General features: G+C 66.4%; 17 protein-coding genes. 4 read left to right on the forward strand and 13 right to left on the reverse strand.

Annotated features, from left to right (window positions below; translation table 11 throughout):
• Positions 1-39 precede the first annotated feature (39 nt).
• The 4 genes from C8J43_RS02405 to C8J43_RS02420 form a co-directional block, all read right to left on the reverse strand.
• Positions 40-1,236, reverse strand: coding sequence for an MFS transporter (locus tag C8J43_RS02405; RefSeq protein WP_133029574.1), 1,197 nt, complete (start codon positions 1,234-1,236; stop codon positions 40-42).
• Between the two features lie 98 nt (positions 1,237-1,334).
• Positions 1,335-3,494: a histidine kinase dimerization/phosphoacceptor domain -containing protein gene (locus C8J43_RS02410; protein ID WP_133029575.1), complete on the reverse strand. Its 2,160-nt coding sequence runs from the start codon at positions 3,492-3,494 to the stop codon at positions 1,335-1,337.
• Positions 3,495-3,581: 87 nt separating this feature from the next.
• The gene (locus tag C8J43_RS02415) at positions 3,582-4,550 is read right to left on the reverse strand and encodes a bile acid:sodium symporter family protein (protein ID WP_133029576.1); all 969 of its coding nucleotides are present in this window, start codon (positions 4,548-4,550) and stop codon (positions 3,582-3,584) included.
• Positions 4,547-5,557, reverse strand: a complete 1,011-nt coding sequence (locus C8J43_RS02420; RefSeq protein ID WP_133029577.1) for an adenosine deaminase — start codon at positions 5,555-5,557, stop codon at positions 4,547-4,549. Before C8J43_RS02420 ends, C8J43_RS02415 begins: the two co-directional genes overlap by 4 nt.
• Before the next feature lie 151 nt (positions 5,558-5,708).
• Between C8J43_RS02420 and C8J43_RS02425 the strand changes: the two genes are divergently transcribed.
• Complete coding sequence (locus C8J43_RS02425) at positions 5,709-6,644, forward strand: DUF808 domain-containing protein (protein ID WP_133029578.1); 936 nt, start codon at positions 5,709-5,711, stop codon at positions 6,642-6,644.
• Positions 6,645-6,893: 249 nt separating this feature from the next.
• On the opposite strand, the gene C8J43_RS02430 is transcribed toward C8J43_RS02425, so the two are convergent.
• A complete protein-coding gene (locus C8J43_RS02430; protein WP_133029579.1) occupies positions 6,894-8,927 on the reverse strand; it encodes a S9 family peptidase in 2,034 nt (677 codons plus the stop codon).
• 249 nt (positions 8,928-9,176) lie between these two features.
• Between C8J43_RS02430 and C8J43_RS02435 the strand changes: the two genes are divergently transcribed.
• Genes C8J43_RS02435 through C8J43_RS02445 form a run of 3 tightly spaced genes read left to right on the forward strand, consistent with a single transcriptional unit; the run spans position 9,177 to position 10,853 of the window.
• Positions 9,177-9,683, forward strand: coding sequence for a DNA-deoxyinosine glycosylase (locus C8J43_RS02435; protein WP_133029580.1), 507 nt, complete (start codon positions 9,177-9,179; stop codon positions 9,681-9,683).
• An 18-nt stretch (positions 9,684-9,701) separates the two neighbouring features.
• Complete coding sequence (locus tag C8J43_RS02440; RefSeq protein ID WP_133029581.1) at positions 9,702-10,202, forward strand: DUF1993 domain-containing protein; 501 nt, start codon at positions 9,702-9,704, stop codon at positions 10,200-10,202.
• A gap of 42 nt (positions 10,203-10,244) precedes the next feature.
• Positions 10,245-10,853: a DedA family protein gene (locus C8J43_RS02445; RefSeq protein ID WP_133029582.1), complete on the forward strand. Its 609-nt coding sequence runs from the start codon at positions 10,245-10,247 to the stop codon at positions 10,851-10,853.
• Here C8J43_RS02445 and C8J43_RS02450 read toward each other — a convergent pair.
• From C8J43_RS02450 to dnaN, 8 genes are all read right to left on the reverse strand, one after another.
• A complete protein-coding gene (locus C8J43_RS02450; RefSeq protein ID WP_259466884.1) occupies positions 10,831-11,076 on the reverse strand; it encodes a DUF1488 family protein in 246 nt (81 codons plus the stop codon). The two genes, C8J43_RS02445 and C8J43_RS02450, sit on opposite strands and share 23 nt — an antisense overlap.
• 86 nt (positions 11,077-11,162) lie before the next feature.
• Positions 11,163-13,694 (reverse strand): DNA topoisomerase (ATP-hydrolyzing) subunit B, encoded by a 2,532-nt coding sequence (gene gyrB, locus C8J43_RS02455; protein WP_133029583.1) that lies wholly within the window; start codon positions 13,692-13,694, stop codon positions 11,163-11,165.
• Between the two features lie 520 nt (positions 13,695-14,214).
• Positions 14,215-15,018 (reverse strand): OmpA family protein, encoded by an 804-nt coding sequence (locus C8J43_RS02460; protein WP_165899528.1) that lies wholly within the window; start codon positions 15,016-15,018, stop codon positions 14,215-14,217.
• Between the two features lie 87 nt (positions 15,019-15,105).
• A complete protein-coding gene (locus tag C8J43_RS02465) occupies positions 15,106-16,326 on the reverse strand; it encodes a DNA replication/repair protein RecF (RefSeq protein WP_133029584.1) in 1,221 nt (406 codons plus the stop codon).
• Between the two features lie 187 nt (positions 16,327-16,513).
• On the reverse strand, positions 16,514-17,323 hold the full coding sequence (locus C8J43_RS02470) for a Coq4 family protein (protein ID WP_133029585.1): 810 nt from the start codon (positions 17,321-17,323) through the stop codon (positions 16,514-16,516).
• 183 nt (positions 17,324-17,506) lie between these two features.
• Positions 17,507-17,776 carry a type II toxin-antitoxin system VapC family toxin gene (locus tag C8J43_RS02475; RefSeq protein WP_133029586.1) on the reverse strand — a complete coding sequence of 90 codons (270 nt, stop codon included), beginning with the start codon at positions 17,774-17,776 and terminating at the stop codon, positions 17,507-17,509.
• Positions 17,777-17,799: 23 nt separating this feature from the next.
• Entirely contained in the window at positions 17,800-18,051 is a 252-nt protein-coding gene (locus C8J43_RS02480; protein ID WP_107963060.1) for a type II toxin-antitoxin system prevent-host-death family antitoxin, read from the reverse strand.
• Positions 18,052-18,105: 54 nt separating this feature from the next.
• Positions 18,106-19,224: a DNA polymerase III subunit beta gene (gene dnaN / locus C8J43_RS02485; RefSeq protein WP_128455772.1), complete on the reverse strand. Its 1,119-nt coding sequence runs from the start codon at positions 19,222-19,224 to the stop codon at positions 18,106-18,108.
• Positions 19,225-19,234: the final 10 nt, after the last annotated feature.

Consider the following 19,234-nt stretch of genomic DNA (forward strand, 5'->3'; position numbering starts at 1 on the left):
CCCGCCTTCGCGGGAGAACAGTACTCGGCGGGCACGTACTCAAACCCGCCGGCGATCCAGTCCCCAAGACACCGCCCAGATCGCAAACCCGCCCAGCGCCAACGCGGTCCCGACCCAGCCGGTCGACGGCAACCCATACCCGCCCGCAATCGCCAGCCCACCAAGCCAAGGCCCAAGCGCATTGGCCGTATTGAACGCGGAATGGTTGAGCGCTGCCGCCAAGGTCTGCGCCTCCTCCGCGACATCCATCAGCCGCGTCTGGAGGATCGTCGACAACCCGCCGCCGCACCCGATCAGCACCACCACCGGCAGCATCGCCCACAGATGCGGCGTCGCCGGCGCGTAGAGCGCGAGCGCGCCTGCCCCGAACAGCAACGTGATCCCCGCCGCCGGCATCAGCGCCACGTCCGCCGCCTTCGCACAAACCAAAGTCCCGATCGTCATGCCGACGCCGAACAGCGCGAACGCAACGGGCGTGAACGCGGACGATACGCCCGTCACTTCGGTCAAGGTTGAGGCGAGATAGGTGTAGACGCAGAAGATACCGCCAAAGCCGACCGCACCGATCGCGAGCGTCAGCCACACCTGCCCGTTGCGCAACGCGGCCAGTTCCCCGAGCGGGCTCGCATCCTTCGCAGGCCGGAGGACCGGCGCGAACTTCAGCAGCATCGCCACCGTCGCCGCCGCAATGATCGCGACGATCCCGAAACCCCAACGCCAGCCGAACCACTGGCCGATGCCGTTCGCCAGCGGCACCCCCGCGATCGTCGCGATCGTCAGCCCCAGCATCATCCGCGATACCGCGCGCGACCGCTTTTCGCGCGGCACCATCGACGCCGCGACCAGCGATCCGACGCCGAAATACGCGCCATGCGGCAATCCGCTTAGGAACCTAGCCAACAACATCGTGTGATAGGTCGGCGCCAGCGCTGACAACCCGTTGGCGATACCAAGAAAAGTCATCAACCCGATCAGCAACACCCGCCGCTCGATCTTCGCCGCCAATACCGCGATCGTCGGCGCCCCGACGACGACGCCAAGCGCGTAGGCGCTGATGACATGCCCCGCGGTCGGCTCGTCGATCCCGAGCCCACGCGCGAACTGCGGCAACAGGCTCATCGCCGCGAACTCGGTGGTCCCGATCGCGAAGCCGCCTACCGCGAGTGCGAGCAATGCGAGCCGCGCATTGACCTGAGGAGCAGCGGTGTCGGCAACGGTTTGGTCGGTATCGATCATCCGGTTTATCTCGCAGGTGCAGCATAAAGCTTCAACCCGCGGGTGCCCGAGCAAATATCAGCCGCGCCCAAGCGTGCGTTCGCCGGCAGGCCGCCCGATCAGACGGTGTCGACGATCGGCGCGGTCATGATCACGCGCAGCCCGGGCATGTTGTCGTCATGCTCGATCGTGCCCGACAGCCCGGCGACGATCGCGTTCATCATCCGGCTGCCGAAGCCCTCGCGCGTCCCGACCTTGCCCGACCCATCGTCGGCGACGATCAGGCGGAGGCGGTTGCGATGCTGTTCGAGCGCGATCAGGATCGGCCCGGGCTGCCCGCCATAGGCATATTTGCTCGCGTTGATGACGAGTTCGGTGAGGACCAGCCCGATATTCACCGCACGGTCGGTCGGCACCAGGATCGGCGCGAGGTCGAGCCGGATCTGCGCCGCCCAGTCGGCGCCGAGCGAGGTCTTCATGTCGCCCGCAAGCTCCTCCAGATAGCGCGAGAGATCGACCGACTCGACCTGATCGTCGCGGTAGAGCCGGCGGTGCACCAGCGCGACCGCGGAAAGCCGCGCCTGCGCCTCGGCGAGATGCTCCTTTACCTTGGCATCGTCGGACGCCTTCGCCTGGAGCGCGAGGAACGCGGCGACCAGCTGGAGGCTGTTCTGGACGCGGTGGTTGACCTCCTTCATCAGGACGTCCTTCTGCGCGATCAGCACGTCCTTATCGGCGAGCGTGCGCTGCAGATCCGCATTGAGCAGGCGCAGCCGCTGGTTGATATGCGCGTCGTGGAATGCGCGGCGCAGGCGGTGCGCAGCCTCGATCTCCTCCAGCGTCCAGCGGCGCGACCGGCCCGACACGACCTGGGTCCAGGACTGGAACGAGGTGCGCGGGGTGAGCACCGCGGTCGGATCGAGCGACACCGCCTTGTGCGGATTGCCCGCCCATTCGACCTCCTCGGCCTGTTCGGCGCGGAACCAGAACAGCATCGCGCCATCGTCGATCAACGGCATCGCCAGCACCCCGCTGGCGCAGGCCCGATAGGCGTCCGCACGCGGCAGCAGCGAGGGGAGCTCGTGCGTCGCCAGCGGTTCGATCCCGCTGCGCGCGCAGACCCAGGCGACGAGATCGCGGATTTCGTCGTGCGCGGGGCAGACTCCGTCGGTATCGACGATCGTTCCCTGCACGAACGCGAACCCATCGGCATCGAGCATCCGCCGCAGGTCGTCGCGCAACGTCACGACGATGCTGCGCGGCGCCGGTTCGGTCGCGAGCTTGGCGACCACCGCATCCTCGGCCCCGCGCAACCGCAGGCGCTCGCGGTAGATCTCGGCCTCTTCCTTCGCGCGGATCTGGCGTGCGAGCCCGCTCGCCAGCGTCGCCGATGCGGCGCGGACGTCGGGGCTCAGGCCGCGCGGCGTGGCGTTGTGGCAGGCGATCAGGCCCCACAGCAGCCCGTCCTTGACGATCGAGATCGACGCGGAGGCCGCAACCTCCATGTTGGCGAGATAGCGCAGGTGGATCGGCGACACGCTGCGTACCGTCACGTCGCTCAGATCGAGCGTCTCGAATCCGGCGGGGCGCAATACGGCAGGCGCATAATCGATCGTCGGGATCGTCCGCGTGCGGTTGCGGACGTACAGCGCGCGCGCCTGCTTCGGGATGTCCGATGCCGGGAAATGATGGTTGAGGAAAGTACCGAGGCCCACGGCCTTGTCCTCCGCCACGACGCGGCCGGCGTCGTCGTCGAGAAAGCGATAGATCATCACCCGGTCGAACCCGGTAAGCTGGCGGAACGCGATCGCGGCGCGGTCGCACAGCGTGCTCAGATCGGTCGCGCGCTCGAACATCGTGATCATCGGGTTGAGCCGGCCGAGCATTTGCGTCGCGGTCATCGGCGCGGCCTCGACCGGCTCGAGCTCGGCGAGCAGATAGTCGCCGCTGCGGTGGATCGTCACCTCGAAGCGTTCGGTGGATCCCATCACCGGATCGCCGACCATCCCCCCCGGCCCCACGTCGTCCGCCGGCACGGCCTGCGCCAACACCCGCGCAAGATCGGCACCGAGCCACTCTGCCGCCAGCCGCCCTTCGATATCGCCCGCCCCCGCGACGATCGTCAGCGACGCCGGATCGGCGACCAGCAACAGGCCGTGCGGCTGAATCGACCCCGGAATGTGGATCGGCTCGCGGTCGCACGCGGTCAGGTCCAGCCCGCTGTCCTGGGTCTGCGCCTGATCGAGCGCAGTAGCGTCTACATCGTTCTGCGCAGTCATCGGCCAAGGCCCCCTAGTCAGCAAAACCGCTGTGGCGGTCATTGCGGAACAAAGCAAATACCCTCGCAATCGGCCTATTGATCAGAATCAGGACGGCGGCGCGGACTCGGCATAGCGGCGCGCGATTATGGCACAGGCGATCAACTGCAACTGGTGGAAGAGCATGACCGGAAGCAGGATCACGCCGACCTGCGCGGGCGGGAACAGCACGCCCGCCATCGGCACGCCCGACGCGAGGCTCTTCTTCGAACCGCAGAATTGCAGCACGATCGCATCCTCGCGGGGCAGCTTCATCAGCCGCGCAACGGCAAACGTCAGCCCGAGGACGAAGGCGAGCAGCGCGGCGCACAGCAGTCCGATCAGGATCAGGTCGCCGATCGACAATTTGGTCCACAGGCCCTCGACCACCGCGGCACCGAACGCGCTGTAGACGACCAGCAGGATCGACCCGCGATCGACCACGGTCAGCAGGCCCTTGTTGCGCGTTACCAACGCGCCGATCCACGGCCGCAATAGATGCCCGGCGACGAACGGCACGAGCAGTTGCAAGACGATCGCCTCGATACTCTCGATCGAGATGCCACCACTGCCCGAAGTGTTCATCAGCAGCGCGACCAGCGCCGGCGTGACGAGGATACCGAGCAGATTCGAGAACGACGCGCTGCACACCGCCGCCGCGACATTGCCGCGCGCAATCGCGGTGAAGGCGATCGACGACTGCACGGTCGAGGGGAGTAGCGTCAGGAACAACAGCCCTGCGGCGAGCGGCCCGGTCACGAACGGCAGTGCGGTCAGCCCGAGTCCGAACAGCGGGAACGCGACGAAGGTGATGGCCAGCACCGCGAGATGCAGCTTCCAGTTGCGCAGGCCCGCCCAGATCGCATCGCGCGACAGCTTGGCGCCGTGGAGGAAGAACAGCAGGACGATGCCGATATCCGCGGCATAGCCGACGATCGTCGCCATCTCGCCGCGTGCCGGGAGGATGCTCGCCAGCACGACGGTGCCGAGCAGCATCAGGATGAACGGCTCGAAGACCGCCAGGAACCGCCCGATCACGGATGCGCCTTCACATAGGCGTCGAGCGTCGCGAGGTGGCCGCTGAGCGCGTCGTCATCCAGGAAACTGCCGAGGAAGCTGTTGCGCGCGAGCGTCACGACCTGCTCGCGAGACAAGTTCTTGGCCCGCGCTGTCTGGCGGAAATTCTCGCCGATATAGCCACCGAAATACGCCGGATCGTCCGAATGGATCGTCGCGCGCAGGCCGAGAGCGAGCATCCGGTCGATCGGATGGTTCTCCAGCTTGTCGACGTTGCGCAACGCGACGTTCGACAACGGGCACACGGTCAGCGTCATCGCATCGCGTGCGAGGCGGGCGACCAGCGCCGGATCCTCCAGCGCGCGATTGCCGTGGTCGATCCGATCGACCTGGAGGATGTCGAGCGCCTCGTGGATATAGGCGGGCGGGCCCTCCTCGCCGGCATGCGCGCACAGCATCAGCCCGGCATCCGCCGACGCCGCGAACACGCGTGCGAACTTCGACGGCGGATGGCCGACCTCGGACGAATCGAGCCCGACGCCGATGAACTGGTCGAGCCACGGCTCCGCCTGCGCGAGCGTCTTGAACGCGTCCTCCTCGTCGAGATGGCGGAGGAAACTCATGATCAGCCCGACCGACATGCCGTGCTTCGCCTGCGCTTCGTCGATCCCCGCGAACAGACCGCGCGCGACGACATCGAAGGGTATGCCGCGATGCGTGTGCGTCTGCGGATCGAAGAAGATCTCGGCATGCACCACGCCGTCCTGCGCGACGCGGTCGAAATAGGCGACCGCCAGATCGCGGAAATCCTCCTCGGTCTGCAGCACTGCTGCGCCCGCGTAATAGATGTCGAGAAAGGTCTGGAGATTGGTGAAGCTGTAGGCCGCGCGGACGTCCTCGACGCTCTTGAACGGGATCGCGACCTTGTTGCGCTCGGCCAGCGCGAACATGAGTTCGGGCTCCAGGCTGCCCTCGATATGGAGGTGGAGTTCCGCCTTGGGCAGGTTCGTGATGAAGTCGTCGGTCATAGCGGATCCTGTCGCTTGGGTCGCGGTGGCTGCAACCATTCCGCCCGCCACGCACTACCGCAAGTGCGAAAGCCGTTGCATGACAATCCTGTCACGTTACCGAGCGCATGAACGCCCCTGCTTAACTGGCGCCTAGTGAAGGACACCATCGATGCCGACAGGATTGGTCGCACTGCTCGACGACATTGCCGGGATCACCAAGCTCGCCGCCGCCAGCCTCGACGATATCGCCGCGACCACCGGCAAGGCGGGCAGCAAGGCGATCGGCGTGGTGGTCGACGATGCCGCCGTCACGCCGCGCTACATGGTCGGGTTCGAGCCGAAGCGCGAACTGCCGATGATCGGGAAGATCGCGCTGGGGTCGTTCCGCAACAAGCTGGTCTTCATCCTGCCTGCCGCGCTCGCGCTGAGCGCGTTCGCACCGTGGCTGCTGACGCCGTTGCTGATGATCGGCGGCACCTATCTGTGCTTCGAGGGCGCGGAGAAGATCCTCGAGGCATTCGGCGGCAGTCATGCCGAGGAGGTCGTCGCCGAGCCGGTCGACGCAGCGACGCTCGAGGCACAGAAGGTCTCGGGCGCGATCCGCACCGACTTCATCCTGTCCGCCGAGATCATGGTGATCGCATTGTCGGACGTGGCGACCAAGCCGATCTGGGAGCAGGCGATCGTGCTCGCGCTGGTCGGGATCGTCATCACGATCGGCGTCTACGGCGTGGTCGCGCTGATCGTGAAGATGGACGATATCGGGCTGCATCTGGCGCAGCGCAGCAGCGCGGTCGTGCAGGCGATCGGGCGTGGGCTGGTGAAGGGCATGCCCCTGGTAATGTCGGCGCTGTCGATAATCGGCACCGCGGCGATGGTGTGGGTTGGTGGCCAGATCATCGTTCACGGGATCGAGGAGTTCGGGTTCACCGCCTTGCCGCATTGGATCCACGACACCGCGGAGGCGGCTTCGCATGCGGTGCCGTTTGCCAAGGGGGCGGTAAACTGGGTGATGAACGCGTTCTTCTCGGGGATCGTCGGGTTGATCCTCGGCGGCGCCATCGCGCTGGGCTTGCATGCGGTAAAGAAGCCGAAGGCGCACTGACCGGGAGAGCGTTGTCCGCCCTTCCTTGTTCTCCCGCGAAGGCGGGAGCCCAGTCTGGGTCCCCGCCTTCGCGGGGAAACATGTCGCGGGTGTTGTAACGCGCTACCACCGCCACAAAACACCACCCCGGCGAAGGCCGGGGCCCAATTGGGGAACGGAGGTAACGGCGGACAGCCCTTCGTTACTTCGACCTTTCCAATTGGGCCCCGGCCTTCGCCGGGGTGGTACCCCTAAGGGAGGATTAGCCCCCTACTTAGCCGTCCACTTCCCCATCCAGCCCAGCACTTCCCCATACCACTGCCGCGAGTTCTTCGGCTTCAGCACCCAGTGGTTCTCCCCCGGGTTCACCAGCAACCGCGACGGGATCCCGCGCCGCTGCAATGCGGTGAACGTCGCCAGCCCCTGCGTGTACGGAATGCGGAAGTCCTTCTCGCCGGTGATCACCAGCATCGGCGTCTTCCACTTCGCCACATAATTGACCGGGTTCCATTTCTCGAACGCCTGCGGGTCCTCGTAATAGGCCTTCCCGCCATGCTCCCATTCGTCGAACCAGAGCTCCTCGGTCTCGTACGCCATCGCGCGCGCGTCGAACACGCCGTCATGCTGGACGATGCACTTGAAGCGATCGGGCCACTGCCCCTCGATCCAGTTCATCATGTAGCCGCCGTACGACGCGCCGAGCGCACACGCATTGTCCGCATCGAGCCACGCGAACTTGTCGGTCGCGGCCTTCAACCCCTTCTGCAGATCCTCGAGCGGCCAGCCGCCCCAGTTGTTGCTGATCGCGTCGGTGAAGCCCTGCCCGTAGCCGGTCGACCCGTGGAAATCGACCGCGACCAGGCCGTAGCCCGCGCCCGCGAACACGGCGGGGTTCCAGCGATACGACCAGCTGTTGTTGCTCGATCCCTGCGGGCCGCCGTGGACCATGTACGCGATCGGCACCTTGCCGGTGGAACCGTACGGCTTTACCGCATAGCCCCAGACGGTGTCCGCGTTCGCGCCCTTGAAGTTGAACCGCGTGACCGTCGGCATGTCGATCCCGGCGAGCTTGGCGGCGTTGACCTGGGTCAGCCGCTGCGGTGTGCCGGTGCCCGCGACGCGGTAGAAATCGGCGGGTGCGGTGAGGCTGTCGATCGCCACCACAGGCCCCCGCGGCGTGATCGCGACCGCGCTGACGTGACCCTCCTGCGTCAGCCGCGTGACCGCGCCGCTGGTCGCATCGACACGGAACAGCGGCGTCTCCTGCGTGTCGTCCGCGGTCACGTAGAGCGACTTCGAGTCCGGCGCCCACGCGATCGAGCCGACCGACCGGTCCCAGCGCTCGGTCAGCGACACCGTCTTGCCGCTGGCGATATCCCGCAGCGTCAGCACCTGGCGATCCGCCTCGAACCCCGGCCGGCGCATTGCGAAGTATGCAAGCGTGCGGCCATCGGGCGACACGGTCGGGAGGTTGTCGGTCGCCTTGTTCGCCGGAGTCAGGTTCACCGGCGCCGCTGAGCCGTCCGCGGGCACCGAGAAGATGTCGAGATTGGTTGACAGCGCTTCGATCCGGCCGGCTTCGCGCAACGCAAAATAGACGGTGCGGCCGTCCGGGCTCCACGACACTTCCTCGCCGCCGCCATTCGGCTTCGATGGCGTATCGCCAATCAACGCGCCGACCAGCGGAACGCCGTTCCCGGTCGCACCCGCGGCGGTCAGCGGCAACACGAACAGCTGCGAGCGCGTGCCGTCCGCCCACGTATCCCAATGCCGCACGAACAGCCGGTCGTACGTTCGCCCGGCGCCTGCGTTCGGATCCTTCTTCACCATCGCCGGCTCGAGGCTCGGCGCGCCCGGCTTGCGATCCGCCCAGACGAGCAACTTGTCGCCGGTTGGCGCGACCTTGAAGCCACTGAACCCACCCTTGAAGCTCGTCAGCTTGCGCGGCGTGCCGCCCGTTACCGGCACCGACCAGACCGCATCCTCGCCGCCCTTGTCCGATGTAAAATACACGGTCGAACCGACGATCTGCGGGTCGTTCTCGTTGACCTGCGGATCGGCGAGCAGCTTCACCGGCGCCGCGCCCGGCGTGGTCAGGTCGAGTCGCCAGAGATCGTAGCGCCCCTTGTCCGCGGCCAGATCGGTCTCGCGCTGTGCCCAGACGAGCCAATGCCCGTCCTGCGACGCGGTCGGCGCACCGACGCGGCTGAGCATCGTCACGTCGTCGATGGTGAGTTGCCGGGCGGCGGCGGGGGCACTCGCAAAGGCGAGCACGGCGAGGCTGGCGGAGAGCATGATCTTCATGGGTGTGTGATAGGACGCATGCGGGATTATGCGCAATCACCGGGGTTTGGTGGCGGATTGATTTGCCTGTGGGGATCAAAGACCGGAGGGACGGATGCGAAAGCGATCCGCAGTGCTCAGCCCGTCATCCTAACGCAAGTCAGGACCCAGGGTTACGAACGGTGACTTTCGCGGCCCTGGATCCTGACTTTCGTCAGGATGACGGATCGGGGTTGTCGAACGGAGAGCTATCCTCATTAAAGACACCCTATGCCCCTCAAGCACTCCTTCCCCCCGATTGCCGCCCCCGACGCGCGCCTGCTCGTCCTCGGCAGTCTCCCCGGCGACCGCTCCCTCGCCGCGCAGCGTTATTATGCGCATCCGCAGAACCAGTTCTGGCAACTGATGTCGCCCGTCGTCGGTCGCGATCTCGCCGCGCTAGGCTATGACGATCGCCTCGCCACCTTGCGCGCGCGCCGAGTCGCGCTGTGGGACGTGATCGGATCGGCCCGCCGCGCGGGCAGCACCGACGCGGCGATCGCCGATATCGAGGGCAACGACATCGCTGGCCTCGTCGCCACCCTACCCCATCTCCGTGCGATCGCGTTCAACGGCGGCACCGCGCTGAAGCAGGGCATGATGCTGTTAGGCCGAGACTTTATCGGCGCGGAGATCGTCGCGCTCCCTTCGAGCAGTCCGCTCCACACCGTCGGGCTCGCGGCCAAGCAACCCGCGTGGAACGCACTGGCCGCGTTCCTGCTCGACCCGCCAGAATAGTGCGCCTAGCCTTCGCGCATGACCAGCCTCTACGACCTCACCGTCCCCGCCTTTCGCCGCGGCTTTGCCAGCCTCTCGGCCATCCTGACCGCCGGCGAGACGTTCGCACGCGAGCACGGCATCGCCGAGGCGGACGTGCTCGACACCCGTCTGGTCGCCGACATGGCGCCGCTGACTGCGCAGGTGCAGCGCGCGAGCGACACCGCCAAGGGCGCGGTGGTGCGGATCGGCGGGATTCCCAATCTCGCGATGGCCGATGATGAGGCCAGCTTCGCCGCGCTCCAGCAGCGTATCGCTGCGACGCTGGCGTTTTTCGACACCGTTCCCCGCGCCGCGATCGACGGCAAGGAAGACGCCCCCGTTACACTGGTCACGTCGGGCGGCAGCGTCGATTTCACCGGCCGAAGCTACGTGCTCGGCTTCGTGCTGCCCAATTTCTATTTCCACATTACAACGGCCTATGCGTTGTTGCGGATGCGTGGCGTGCCGATCGGCAAGATGGATTATCTCGGCCGATAGCGACGGCTGGCCAAACCCGGTGCGGTCCGGCAAGGGCGGCGGATGTCGATCGAAAGCTTCATTTCGCAATACGGCCTCGCCGCGATCTTCCTCGGCGCCGCGTTCGAAGGCGAAACCAGCGTCGTCACCGGCGGGCTGCTCGCGCACCAGCATATGTTGCCCTTGGTCGGCAGCGCGGCGGCGGCGGTGACCGGGTCGTTCTTTGCGGATCAGCTCTTCTTCTTCGCCGGTCGCCATTACCGCGACACCAAGCGGGTCCGCCGGATCGCCGAGAAACCCGCTTTCGCCAAGGCACTCGACACACTCGACCGGCATCCGACGATATTCATCCTCGGCTTCCGATTCCTGTACGGGCTGCGGACGATCAGCCCGATCGCGATCGGTACCTCGCATATTCCCGCACGCACCTTCGTGGTGCTCAACGCAATCTCCGCGTTGGTGTGGGGCGTGGTCTTCACCGCTATCGGCTATGTGTTCGGCGACGGATTGATCCAGCTGGTCGACAAGGTCATGCCGAAGCAGAAGCTCGTCGGCGTGGCGATCCTGGTCGCGGTCGCGGCGGTGTTGATCGCCGCGATCCGCTTCTGGCGAGGCCGGCACGCCCGCAAGGCCGCGCCTCAGGCCATTGTCAGTCCAGATCGTTCTCACTGATCACGACGATCTCCTGATCGGGATCGCGGGCCAGCGCGACGACGCCGAGATCGGCGATCTCGTCGAGATGCTGCCGGAAGATCGCCACCGCATCACCCTCGGGTGCCACCGTGCTCAAAGCTTCGAGCACGTCGTACTGTACCGCGAACTGATAGCGTTCTTCGCTGACTTCTCCCTCGAACTCGACCTGACGCAGGTCGCTATTGTCCTCGAGGGTCTTCATATCGATGTCCAACCGGTCTTCGGCCATGCGTATCACTCCATTGATAGATGGCGTTCAAGCGCGGTTGGACCCTCGATGTTCCGCGATCAGACGTCTAGGTTGGCGACGTTGAGCGCGTTGTCCTGGATGAACTCGCGGCGGGGTTCGACGACTTCGCCCATCAACTGCGTGAAGATTTCGTTCGCGCTTTCGGCGTTGACCGCGGTGACGCGGAGCATCGAGCGGACCGACGGATCGAGCGTGGTTTCCCAGAGCTGTTCGGCGTTCATCTCGCCGAGACCCTTGTAGCGCTGGATCGCGAGGCCCTTTCGCCCTGCCGTCAGGATCGCGTCGAGCAGGTGGCTCGGACGCGAGACCTGCGTCGAGCCGCGTGTCGCGACGACGGTGGCGGAGCCGATAACGCCGGCACCGGTTTCCGCGCCCTCCTCGGCCTCGGGCTCTTCGGCTTGCGAGGCCTTGCTCGCGGGGACGAGGTTCGAGGTGTGGGCGTAGCTCTCGGATTGTTCGCCCGACAGTGCGTGCAGCTTGCGCGCCTCGGCCGACACCAGGAAGCTGGCCTCGATGATATGGTGATCGGTGACGCCGCGCCATGCCCGCTGGAAGTGGATGCCGCCGTCCTCGGTCAGCACCGCAGTCCAGCGGGCATCGCCGTCGTCGAGTTCGAGACGGTGCGTGACGACCTGCAGCCGCGACGTCCGGTCCTCGACCGACGCCTCGGGGTCGAACACGCCGCCGAGTGCCAGCGCCTCGATCATCCCGGCATCGTAGCGCTTCGGAACATAGCGCATCAGCGTCCGCATCCGGCGCGCGTGATCGACCAGATCCTTCAGGTCACGACCCGAACGACCGCCGCCGGGACCGTCGAGCACCATCGTATTGACGCCCGCATCGACGAGATATTCGTCCAGCGCCGCATCGTCCTTGAGGTACACCTCGGACCGGCCCTTGGTCGCCTTATACAGCGGCGGCTGGGCGATGTAGAGATAGCCGCCCTCGATGATTTTCGGCATGTGACGGTAGAACAGCGTCAGCAGCAGCGTGCGGATGTGCGCGCCGTCGACGTCTGCGTCGGTCATGATGACGATCTTGTGGTAGCGCAGCTTGTCCGCGTTGAAGTCGTCGCGGATGCCGGTGCCCATCGCGGTGATGAGCGTGCCGATCTCGCGGCTCGACAGCATCCGGTCTTCGCGGGCGCGCTCGGTGTTGAGGATCTTGCCGCGCAACGGGAGGATCGCCTGGAAATGGCGATCACGGCCCTGCTTTGCCGAGCCGCCTGCCGAGTCGCCCTCGACCAGGAACAGCTCGGACTTAGCGGGATCGCGCTCCTGGCAGTCGGCGAGCTTGCCGGGGAGCGAGGCGATGTCCATCACGCCCTTGCGACGCGTCAGTTCTCGCGCACGCTTGGCGGCTTCGCGCGCGGCGGCGGCGTCGATGATCTTGGCGACGATCGCCTTGCCGTGCGCGGGGTTTTCCTCGAGCCACTCCGCCATCTTGTCGGCCATCAGGCTTTCCAAGGGCTGGCGGACTTCGGACGAGACGAGCTTGTCCTTGGTCTGGCTGCTGAACTTCGGATCGGGCAGCTTGACCGAGACGATCGCGGTCAGGCCTTCGCGCATGTCCTCGCCGGTGAGCTGGACCTTTTCCTTCTTCAACAGCCCGGATTTCTCGGCGTAGTTGTTGAGCGTGCGCGTCAGCGCGGCGCGGAACGCGGCCATGTGCGTGCCGCCGTCGCGCTGCGGGATGTTGTTCGTGAAGGCGAGGACGTTCTCGTAATACGAGTCGTTCCACTGCAGCGCGACGTCCATCGTGACGTCGTCGCGCGTGCCGCTGATCGCGACCGGCTCTGGCATAAGGGGAAGCTTGGCGCGATCGAGATACTTCACGAATGCGGCGATACCGCCTTCGTAATAGAGCTCGACGGTCTTGCGCTCTTCGCTGCGCGCATCGCTCAGGAACAGGCGGACGCCCGAGTTGAGGAAGGCGAGCTCACGGTAACGATGTTCGAGCTTGTCGAAGTCGAAATCGGTGATCTTGAAGGTGGCGGGCGACGGAAAGAAGGTGACGCGCGTTCCCTTCTGGCCTTCGGTGGCGGGGCCGACGACCTTCAACGGCGCGACCGCATCGCCGAATGCGAAGCGCATGTAATGCTCCTCGCCGTTGCGCCAGATCGTCAGGTCGAGCCATTCGCTGAGCGCGTTGACGACCGAGACGCCGACGCCGTGCAGGCCGCCCGAGACCTTGTACGCGTTCTCGTCCGAGGTGTTCTCGAACTTACCGCCGGCGTGGAGCTGGGTCATGATGACCTCGGCTGCGGACACGCCTTCCTCGGTATGGATGCCGGTCGGGATGCCGCGACCGTTGTCGGTGACGGAAACCGATCCGTCGGCGTTGAGGACGATGTCGATCCGGTCGCAATGCCCCGCCAGCGCCTCGTCGATCGCGTTGTCGCTGACCTCGAACACCATGTGGTGGAGGCCGGAACCGTCGTCGGTGTCGCCGATGTACATGCCGGGGCGTTTGCGGACCGCGTCGAGGCCCTTCAGGACCTTGATCGAGTCCGCGCCATAGTCGCCCATGTTCGGGAGGTTGGGATTGTTGGTTTCGGGGTTGGATGCCATGCCGAGTATATAGGCATTCGAGGGCCGAAACGGAAGCGAAATGGCCTGCGGGGGCTGGGCACGCCGCGCCGGAAGTGCAGGAAGTGCAGACGCTCGGAGCGTTTTGCGGCGAGTGTGCACTTCGAGGGTCGGGCGAGTCGGTTTCGAGGGGGTTGGGAGCGCCATGCGGGGATGGTGACAGGGGTGGGCTGTGTAGGACAGCGCGCGCACCCTAGCACCGCGTCGGCGAAGGTAGCACCACCCCGGCGAAGGCCGGGGTCCAATTGGAAAGGTCGCGGTAAGGACGAACTGCACTTCGTCAGCAATGTCCCCCAATTGGGCCCCGGCCTTCGCCGGGGTGGTGTAATCTAGAGGAGGCGGGCTTGTCCCTCTCCCCTTGGGGAGAGGGAAGGAGGAGCCGTAGGCGACGGGAGGGTGAGGGGGAGTTGGGGTGCGCGCCCGAGCCTCACTCCCCTCTCCCTTCCCGCGGCAAGTGCCGCGGGCCCCTTCCCTCTCCCCGGAGGGGCGAGGGAGTCCGGCTTCAGAAGCGGTCGGCGCGTTGGCCGAGCAGCGTGACTTCGACGCGGCGGTTGAGGCGCATGCCGGCCGGCGTTGCGTTGGTCGCGACGGGCTGGTTCTCGCCGTGGCCGACGACGCTGAACCGCGCGCGCACCACGTCCATATCGTCGAACGCCTGGCGGACGCTCGTCGCGCGACGTTCGGACAGGTCCTGGTTATGCGCGTCCGTGCCGCGCGAGTCCGTGAAGCCGTCGATCGCGACGCGGACGCCGGGGTTGCCGCGCAAATAGCGGGCGAGCGGCCGTAGCTTCTCGATCGCGCCGGGACGCAGCACGGCGCTGTCGGTGCGGAACAGCACGTCCTCCTGCAGCGTCAGCGTCGCGCCGCGCGGGGTCTGGCGAAAGCCGTAGTTGCGCATCGCGCCGCGATCCCATGTCGTGGTGGTCTCGACTACAGTCGTGTCGCCGCGATAGCCGCCCGGGTCACGGCCATAGGCGTCCCAGTCGAAGCGGTCGCGGCGGGGGCCAGCGATGCGCGCGAATTCACGGTTGGCGTCTTCGGCCTCCCGGCGGCTGATCCGGCCATCGCCGTTTGCATCGAAGTTCGGCATCACGAACGCAATGCCGCGCCGCGTATTGCGCAGTTCGGGGAAGAGCACCGGCACGCCTGCGCCTTCCAGACGATAGCCGGGGCGCGACCAGGGGGCGCGGCTCATATCGTAACGCCCCTCTGGCCGTCCGCCGTCGCGGACTTGCGCGAAAACGGGAGCGGTGGTTGCTGCGACCATCAGGACGCCGAGGGCTGCGCGCGTGAAATTCCGGGTCATCTTGGTCTCTCCGTGTCTTCGATGGACGGAGCTTTGCCCGCGCCCGCTTGAACGCGCGGTGAGCCTGCTCGACAGCGCGCGTTCAGCCTAACGCCCGACCGCGATCCGTGTTGCCTGGGCGCCGATCGCATCGAACAGCGCGTCTTCGGTGCCGGTCATCCACACCTGGCCGCGGCCTGCGAGCCGGGCGAACAGCGCCCCGCGGCGAGCGGGATCAAGGTGCGCGGCGACTTCGTCGAGGAGGAGGACGGGGGGCTGACCGGTGCGTTCCGCGACGAGGTCGGCGTGGGCGAGGACGATACCGAGCAGGAGCGCCTTCTGCTCGCCGGTCGAGGCGAGCGACGCGGCGCGGTCCTTGTCGAGGTGCGTGACGATGAGGTCGACCCGGTGGGGCCCGCTGAGCGTGCGCCCGGCGGCGGCATCGCGCGCGCGGCCCTGGACGAGGTCGGCTTGCAGGCGCGTGGTGTCGCCGGACCAGCCTTCGAGTGTCAGGCTGGCGCGCGGAAACGGGCCGTCGTCCTGATGCGCAAGCCTCGTGCCGAGCAGAGTAACGGTCTCGCGCCGGGCGGCATCGACCGCGGCGCCGTGCTCGGTCATCTGCGCCTCGAGTGCGGAGAGCCAGTCACCGTCCGGGCGGCCTTCGTCGGCAAGCAGGCGGTTTCGCGCGCGCATCGCCGCGTCGTAGCGGGCGGCGTGGTGCGCGTGGCTCGGGGCGAGCGCCAGCGTGAGGCGGTCGAGGAAGCCGCGGCGCTCGCCCGCGGGGGCGACGAAGAGGCGGTCCATCGCGGGGGTGAGCCAGAGGATCGTGAGCCACTCGGCGAGCGCATTGGCGGTAGTGGTGGCGCCCTGGATGCGGACGATGCGGCGTTCCGGGGCGGAGGCCAGCGTGCCGGTTGCGACGTCTACTTCGCCGACTGCGGGTGCGTTGCCCGGCTGCGTCTCGCCCTCTTCTAACTCCCCTTCCGCTTGCGGGAGGGGCGCGCTTTCCTCGGGAGCGGACGCCAGTACGTACGTCGCGCCCTCCCCTGACCCCTCCCGCAAGCGGGAGGGGGATTCTCCTGCGTTCTTCTGCGAGCGATCTGGAAACAGCGTGGCTGCTACGCCGAAGCCCCCTGCCCCGCCTTGCCGCGCCATCTCGCCCAGCGCCGCGCGCCGCAGCCCGCGGCCGGGGGCGAGCAGCGACACCGCTTCGAGGATATTCGTCTTTCCCGCGCCGTTCTCGCCGGTCAGCACGACGAACCCTGGTCCCGGCGCCAGCGTCAGGTCGGCGTGATTGCGGAAATCGGTGAGGACGAGGCGCGACAGCATTGCCTCGGCCTTAGAGCAGTTTCGAAACCGATTGCATCGCCCTTTTCCGTTCGCCGCGAGCGAAGTCGAAGGGCTAGGCTCAAGCTACCTTGCTTCGACTTCGCTCAGCACGAACGGGAGGAGGTGGGGGGGGCATTTTGATCCGACACCCCGCCAGCGACGATCGCCTCGCCGTATCAGCCTTCCCTCAGGCGGCGATCCGCTCCGGCGCGATTGCCGGTGCGGCCGCCGCGGTCGCCGCCTTCTGCGTGCTGAGATACGATGCGAGCGCCGGTCCGAGTTCGCGCTGCGCTCGCAGATACGCGACGGGCGTGACGATCTCGAGGCGTTGGCGCGCGGCTTCCAGCGGTTCGTGAAGCAGTTCGAGATAATCTTCACCCGACACCCACTTCGCTTTCCGCCCGTTGCGATAGCCTTCCCAGACCGCCTTCGCGAACAGCTTGCTGCCGGTGACGCGGATGCTCTTCAGCGCCGCGGCCGAGCCGATCAGCGCCCAGCCAAGCCCGCCGACCTGCGCATAGCTGAACGCGACGAGCGCCGCTTCGCCCATGCTCTCGTCGGCCTTGTAGCCGGTCAGCACGTGCCAGATATCGTGCGTGTCGCGTACCCGCCGGCCGAACCACGCATAGGGGTGCGCCAGGTCGTCCTCGGACGGCACGAGCCGCGAGACCTCGACCAGACCGTCCGCGGAATAGCCCGTCGTCTCGAGGAAATTGCGGTACGCCGCCCCAACCGTGCCGGGCGCGAAACTCGCGACGAACGCGGGGTCGGAGAAACGCTGTGCCAGTTCAACGCGGTCATAGGCGATCCGCCCGCCCTGCTCGGTAGCGATCAACCGCGCGTAGTTCATCGGCGCATTGCCGACGTTCAGCGCGCGCATGATCCGGAACACCTGTGTCGTGTCGTCGCCGTTCGCGAGCAATTTCTTGATCGCATCGAACGCCGTACGCCAATCGCGACGACCGGTCGTACCGGGAAACGGAGGAAGCTTCGCCATCGAGTCGACTCCTTACTGACATTGCTGTTAGTATTGAGCCGCGGGCGAGGAGTCAATCGAGGACGGTATCTACGTCGACGCGCATTTGCGTGGCCGCCTGCGTAAGGTCGTGATCGAGTGTCGCTAAGGACCAACCGCGCGCTACGACGATCGCGAGGTGAAGGGCGTCTCCGGAGCGCAGCTTCAGATCACCGCGATCGAGCAACGTTGCCGCCAACGCAAATCGGTTTCGGTGACCGACTCCACGTGAAGTTCCCCGGCGCAAAACCGTTGCCACGCCTTCATCACACCGTTCCAACCAGCGGTGTCGATGACGCCCAATCGTCGTTTCATCGCAAGCGCACCGGAAAACTCAGTGATGACCCAATGGCTGACCGCCAGAGTATCAGACCGTCGCGATAGCCATGCGCGTACGTCCTCGCTTTGCGCCTCGGCGGTGAAGGCCGACACCATCACCGCCGTGTCGCAGTAGAGGGTCAATACCGCGATTCGTCGCGCATCTGCCGGACCAAGTCACGTGCAGATGTCGGATCGTAAGGCAGCGACTTCGCCAGCGCTTCGAGCGCGTCGACGTCGATGGGCTTGCGGCGTGGCAACGGCGGCGCCTCGGGGGTCACGCGGGCGAAGGGCTGGCCGTTGCGCGTAATTTGCACGGCTTCGCCCGCTTCGAGCCGGTCGATGAGCGTGCCCAGTTCGTCTTTCAGATCCGCGATGTTGATCGAGTCCATGATCCGGTTCCTGCCTGTCGCGCCGCTATACCACGGCGCGACAGGCAGACCGAATCACACGCGCATCGGCATCAGCACGTACAGCGCGGGCGACTTGTCGTTCTCGCGGATCAGCGTCGGGGCGGCGGCGTCGGCGAGGTGCACCTCGACCATGTCGCCGTCGATCTGCGCGAGGATGTCCATCAGGTAGCGGCTGTTGAAGCCGATCTCGAACGGCAGCGCGACGTACTCGCCGGGGACTTCCTCCGCCGCAGTGCCGTTTTCGGGCGAGGTCACCGACAGCGTGATCTTGTCGCGGTCGAGCGCCATCTTCACCGCACGCGTCTTCTCGGTCGCGATCGTGGAGACGCGGTCGACGCCTTCCATGAAGCTCTTGGGGTCGATCTTGAGGATCTTGTCGTTGCCGGTCGGGATCACGCGGCTGTAATCGGGGAAGGTGCCGTCGATCAGCTTCGAGGTCAGGATCGCCTGACCGAGGTCGAAGCGGATCTTGGTCGGCGACAGCGAGACGCCGACCGAGCCGTCGACCTCGTCGAGCAGTTTCCGGAGCTCGCCGATGCATTTGCGCGGAACGATCACGTCGGGCATCGATTCGGCACCCTCGGGACGCGGCAGCGTGACTCGCGCGAGACGGTGGCCGTCGGTCGCGGCGGCCTTCAGCACCGGGGTCGAGCTGTCGCCGTCGGCGACGTGGAGGAAGATGCCGTTGAGGTAATAGCGCGTCTCTTCGGTCGAGATCGCGAAGCGGGTCTTGTCGATGATCTGCTTGAGCGTCTCGGCGGGCAGCTCGAACTGGGTCGGCAGTTCGCCCTCGGCGATCACGGGGAAATCGTCGCGCGGCAGCGTGCCGAGCGAGAAGCGGGCGCGGCCTGCGACGATGCTCATCCGGCCTTCCGACGCGGCGAGCTGGACCTGCGAGCCTTCCGGCAGCTTGCGCGCGATGTCGAACAGCGTGTGCGCGGACACCGTGGTCGCGCCGGGCTGGTCGACCGCGGCTGCGATCGATTCGTTGATCTGGAGATCGAGGTCGGTTGCCATCAGCTTGAGCGTGCCCTCGGCGGTCGCCTCGATCAGCACGTTCGACAGGATGGGGATGGTGTTGCGCCGCTCCACCACGGACTGGACATGGCTCAGCCCCTTGAGGAGCGTTGCGCGTTCGATCGTCGCCTTCATCAAATTTCCC

The sequence above is a fragment of the Sphingomonas sp. PP-CE-1G-424 genome, assembly GCF_004341085.1.
Taxonomy (GTDB): domain Bacteria; phylum Pseudomonadota; class Alphaproteobacteria; order Sphingomonadales; family Sphingomonadaceae; genus Sphingomonas.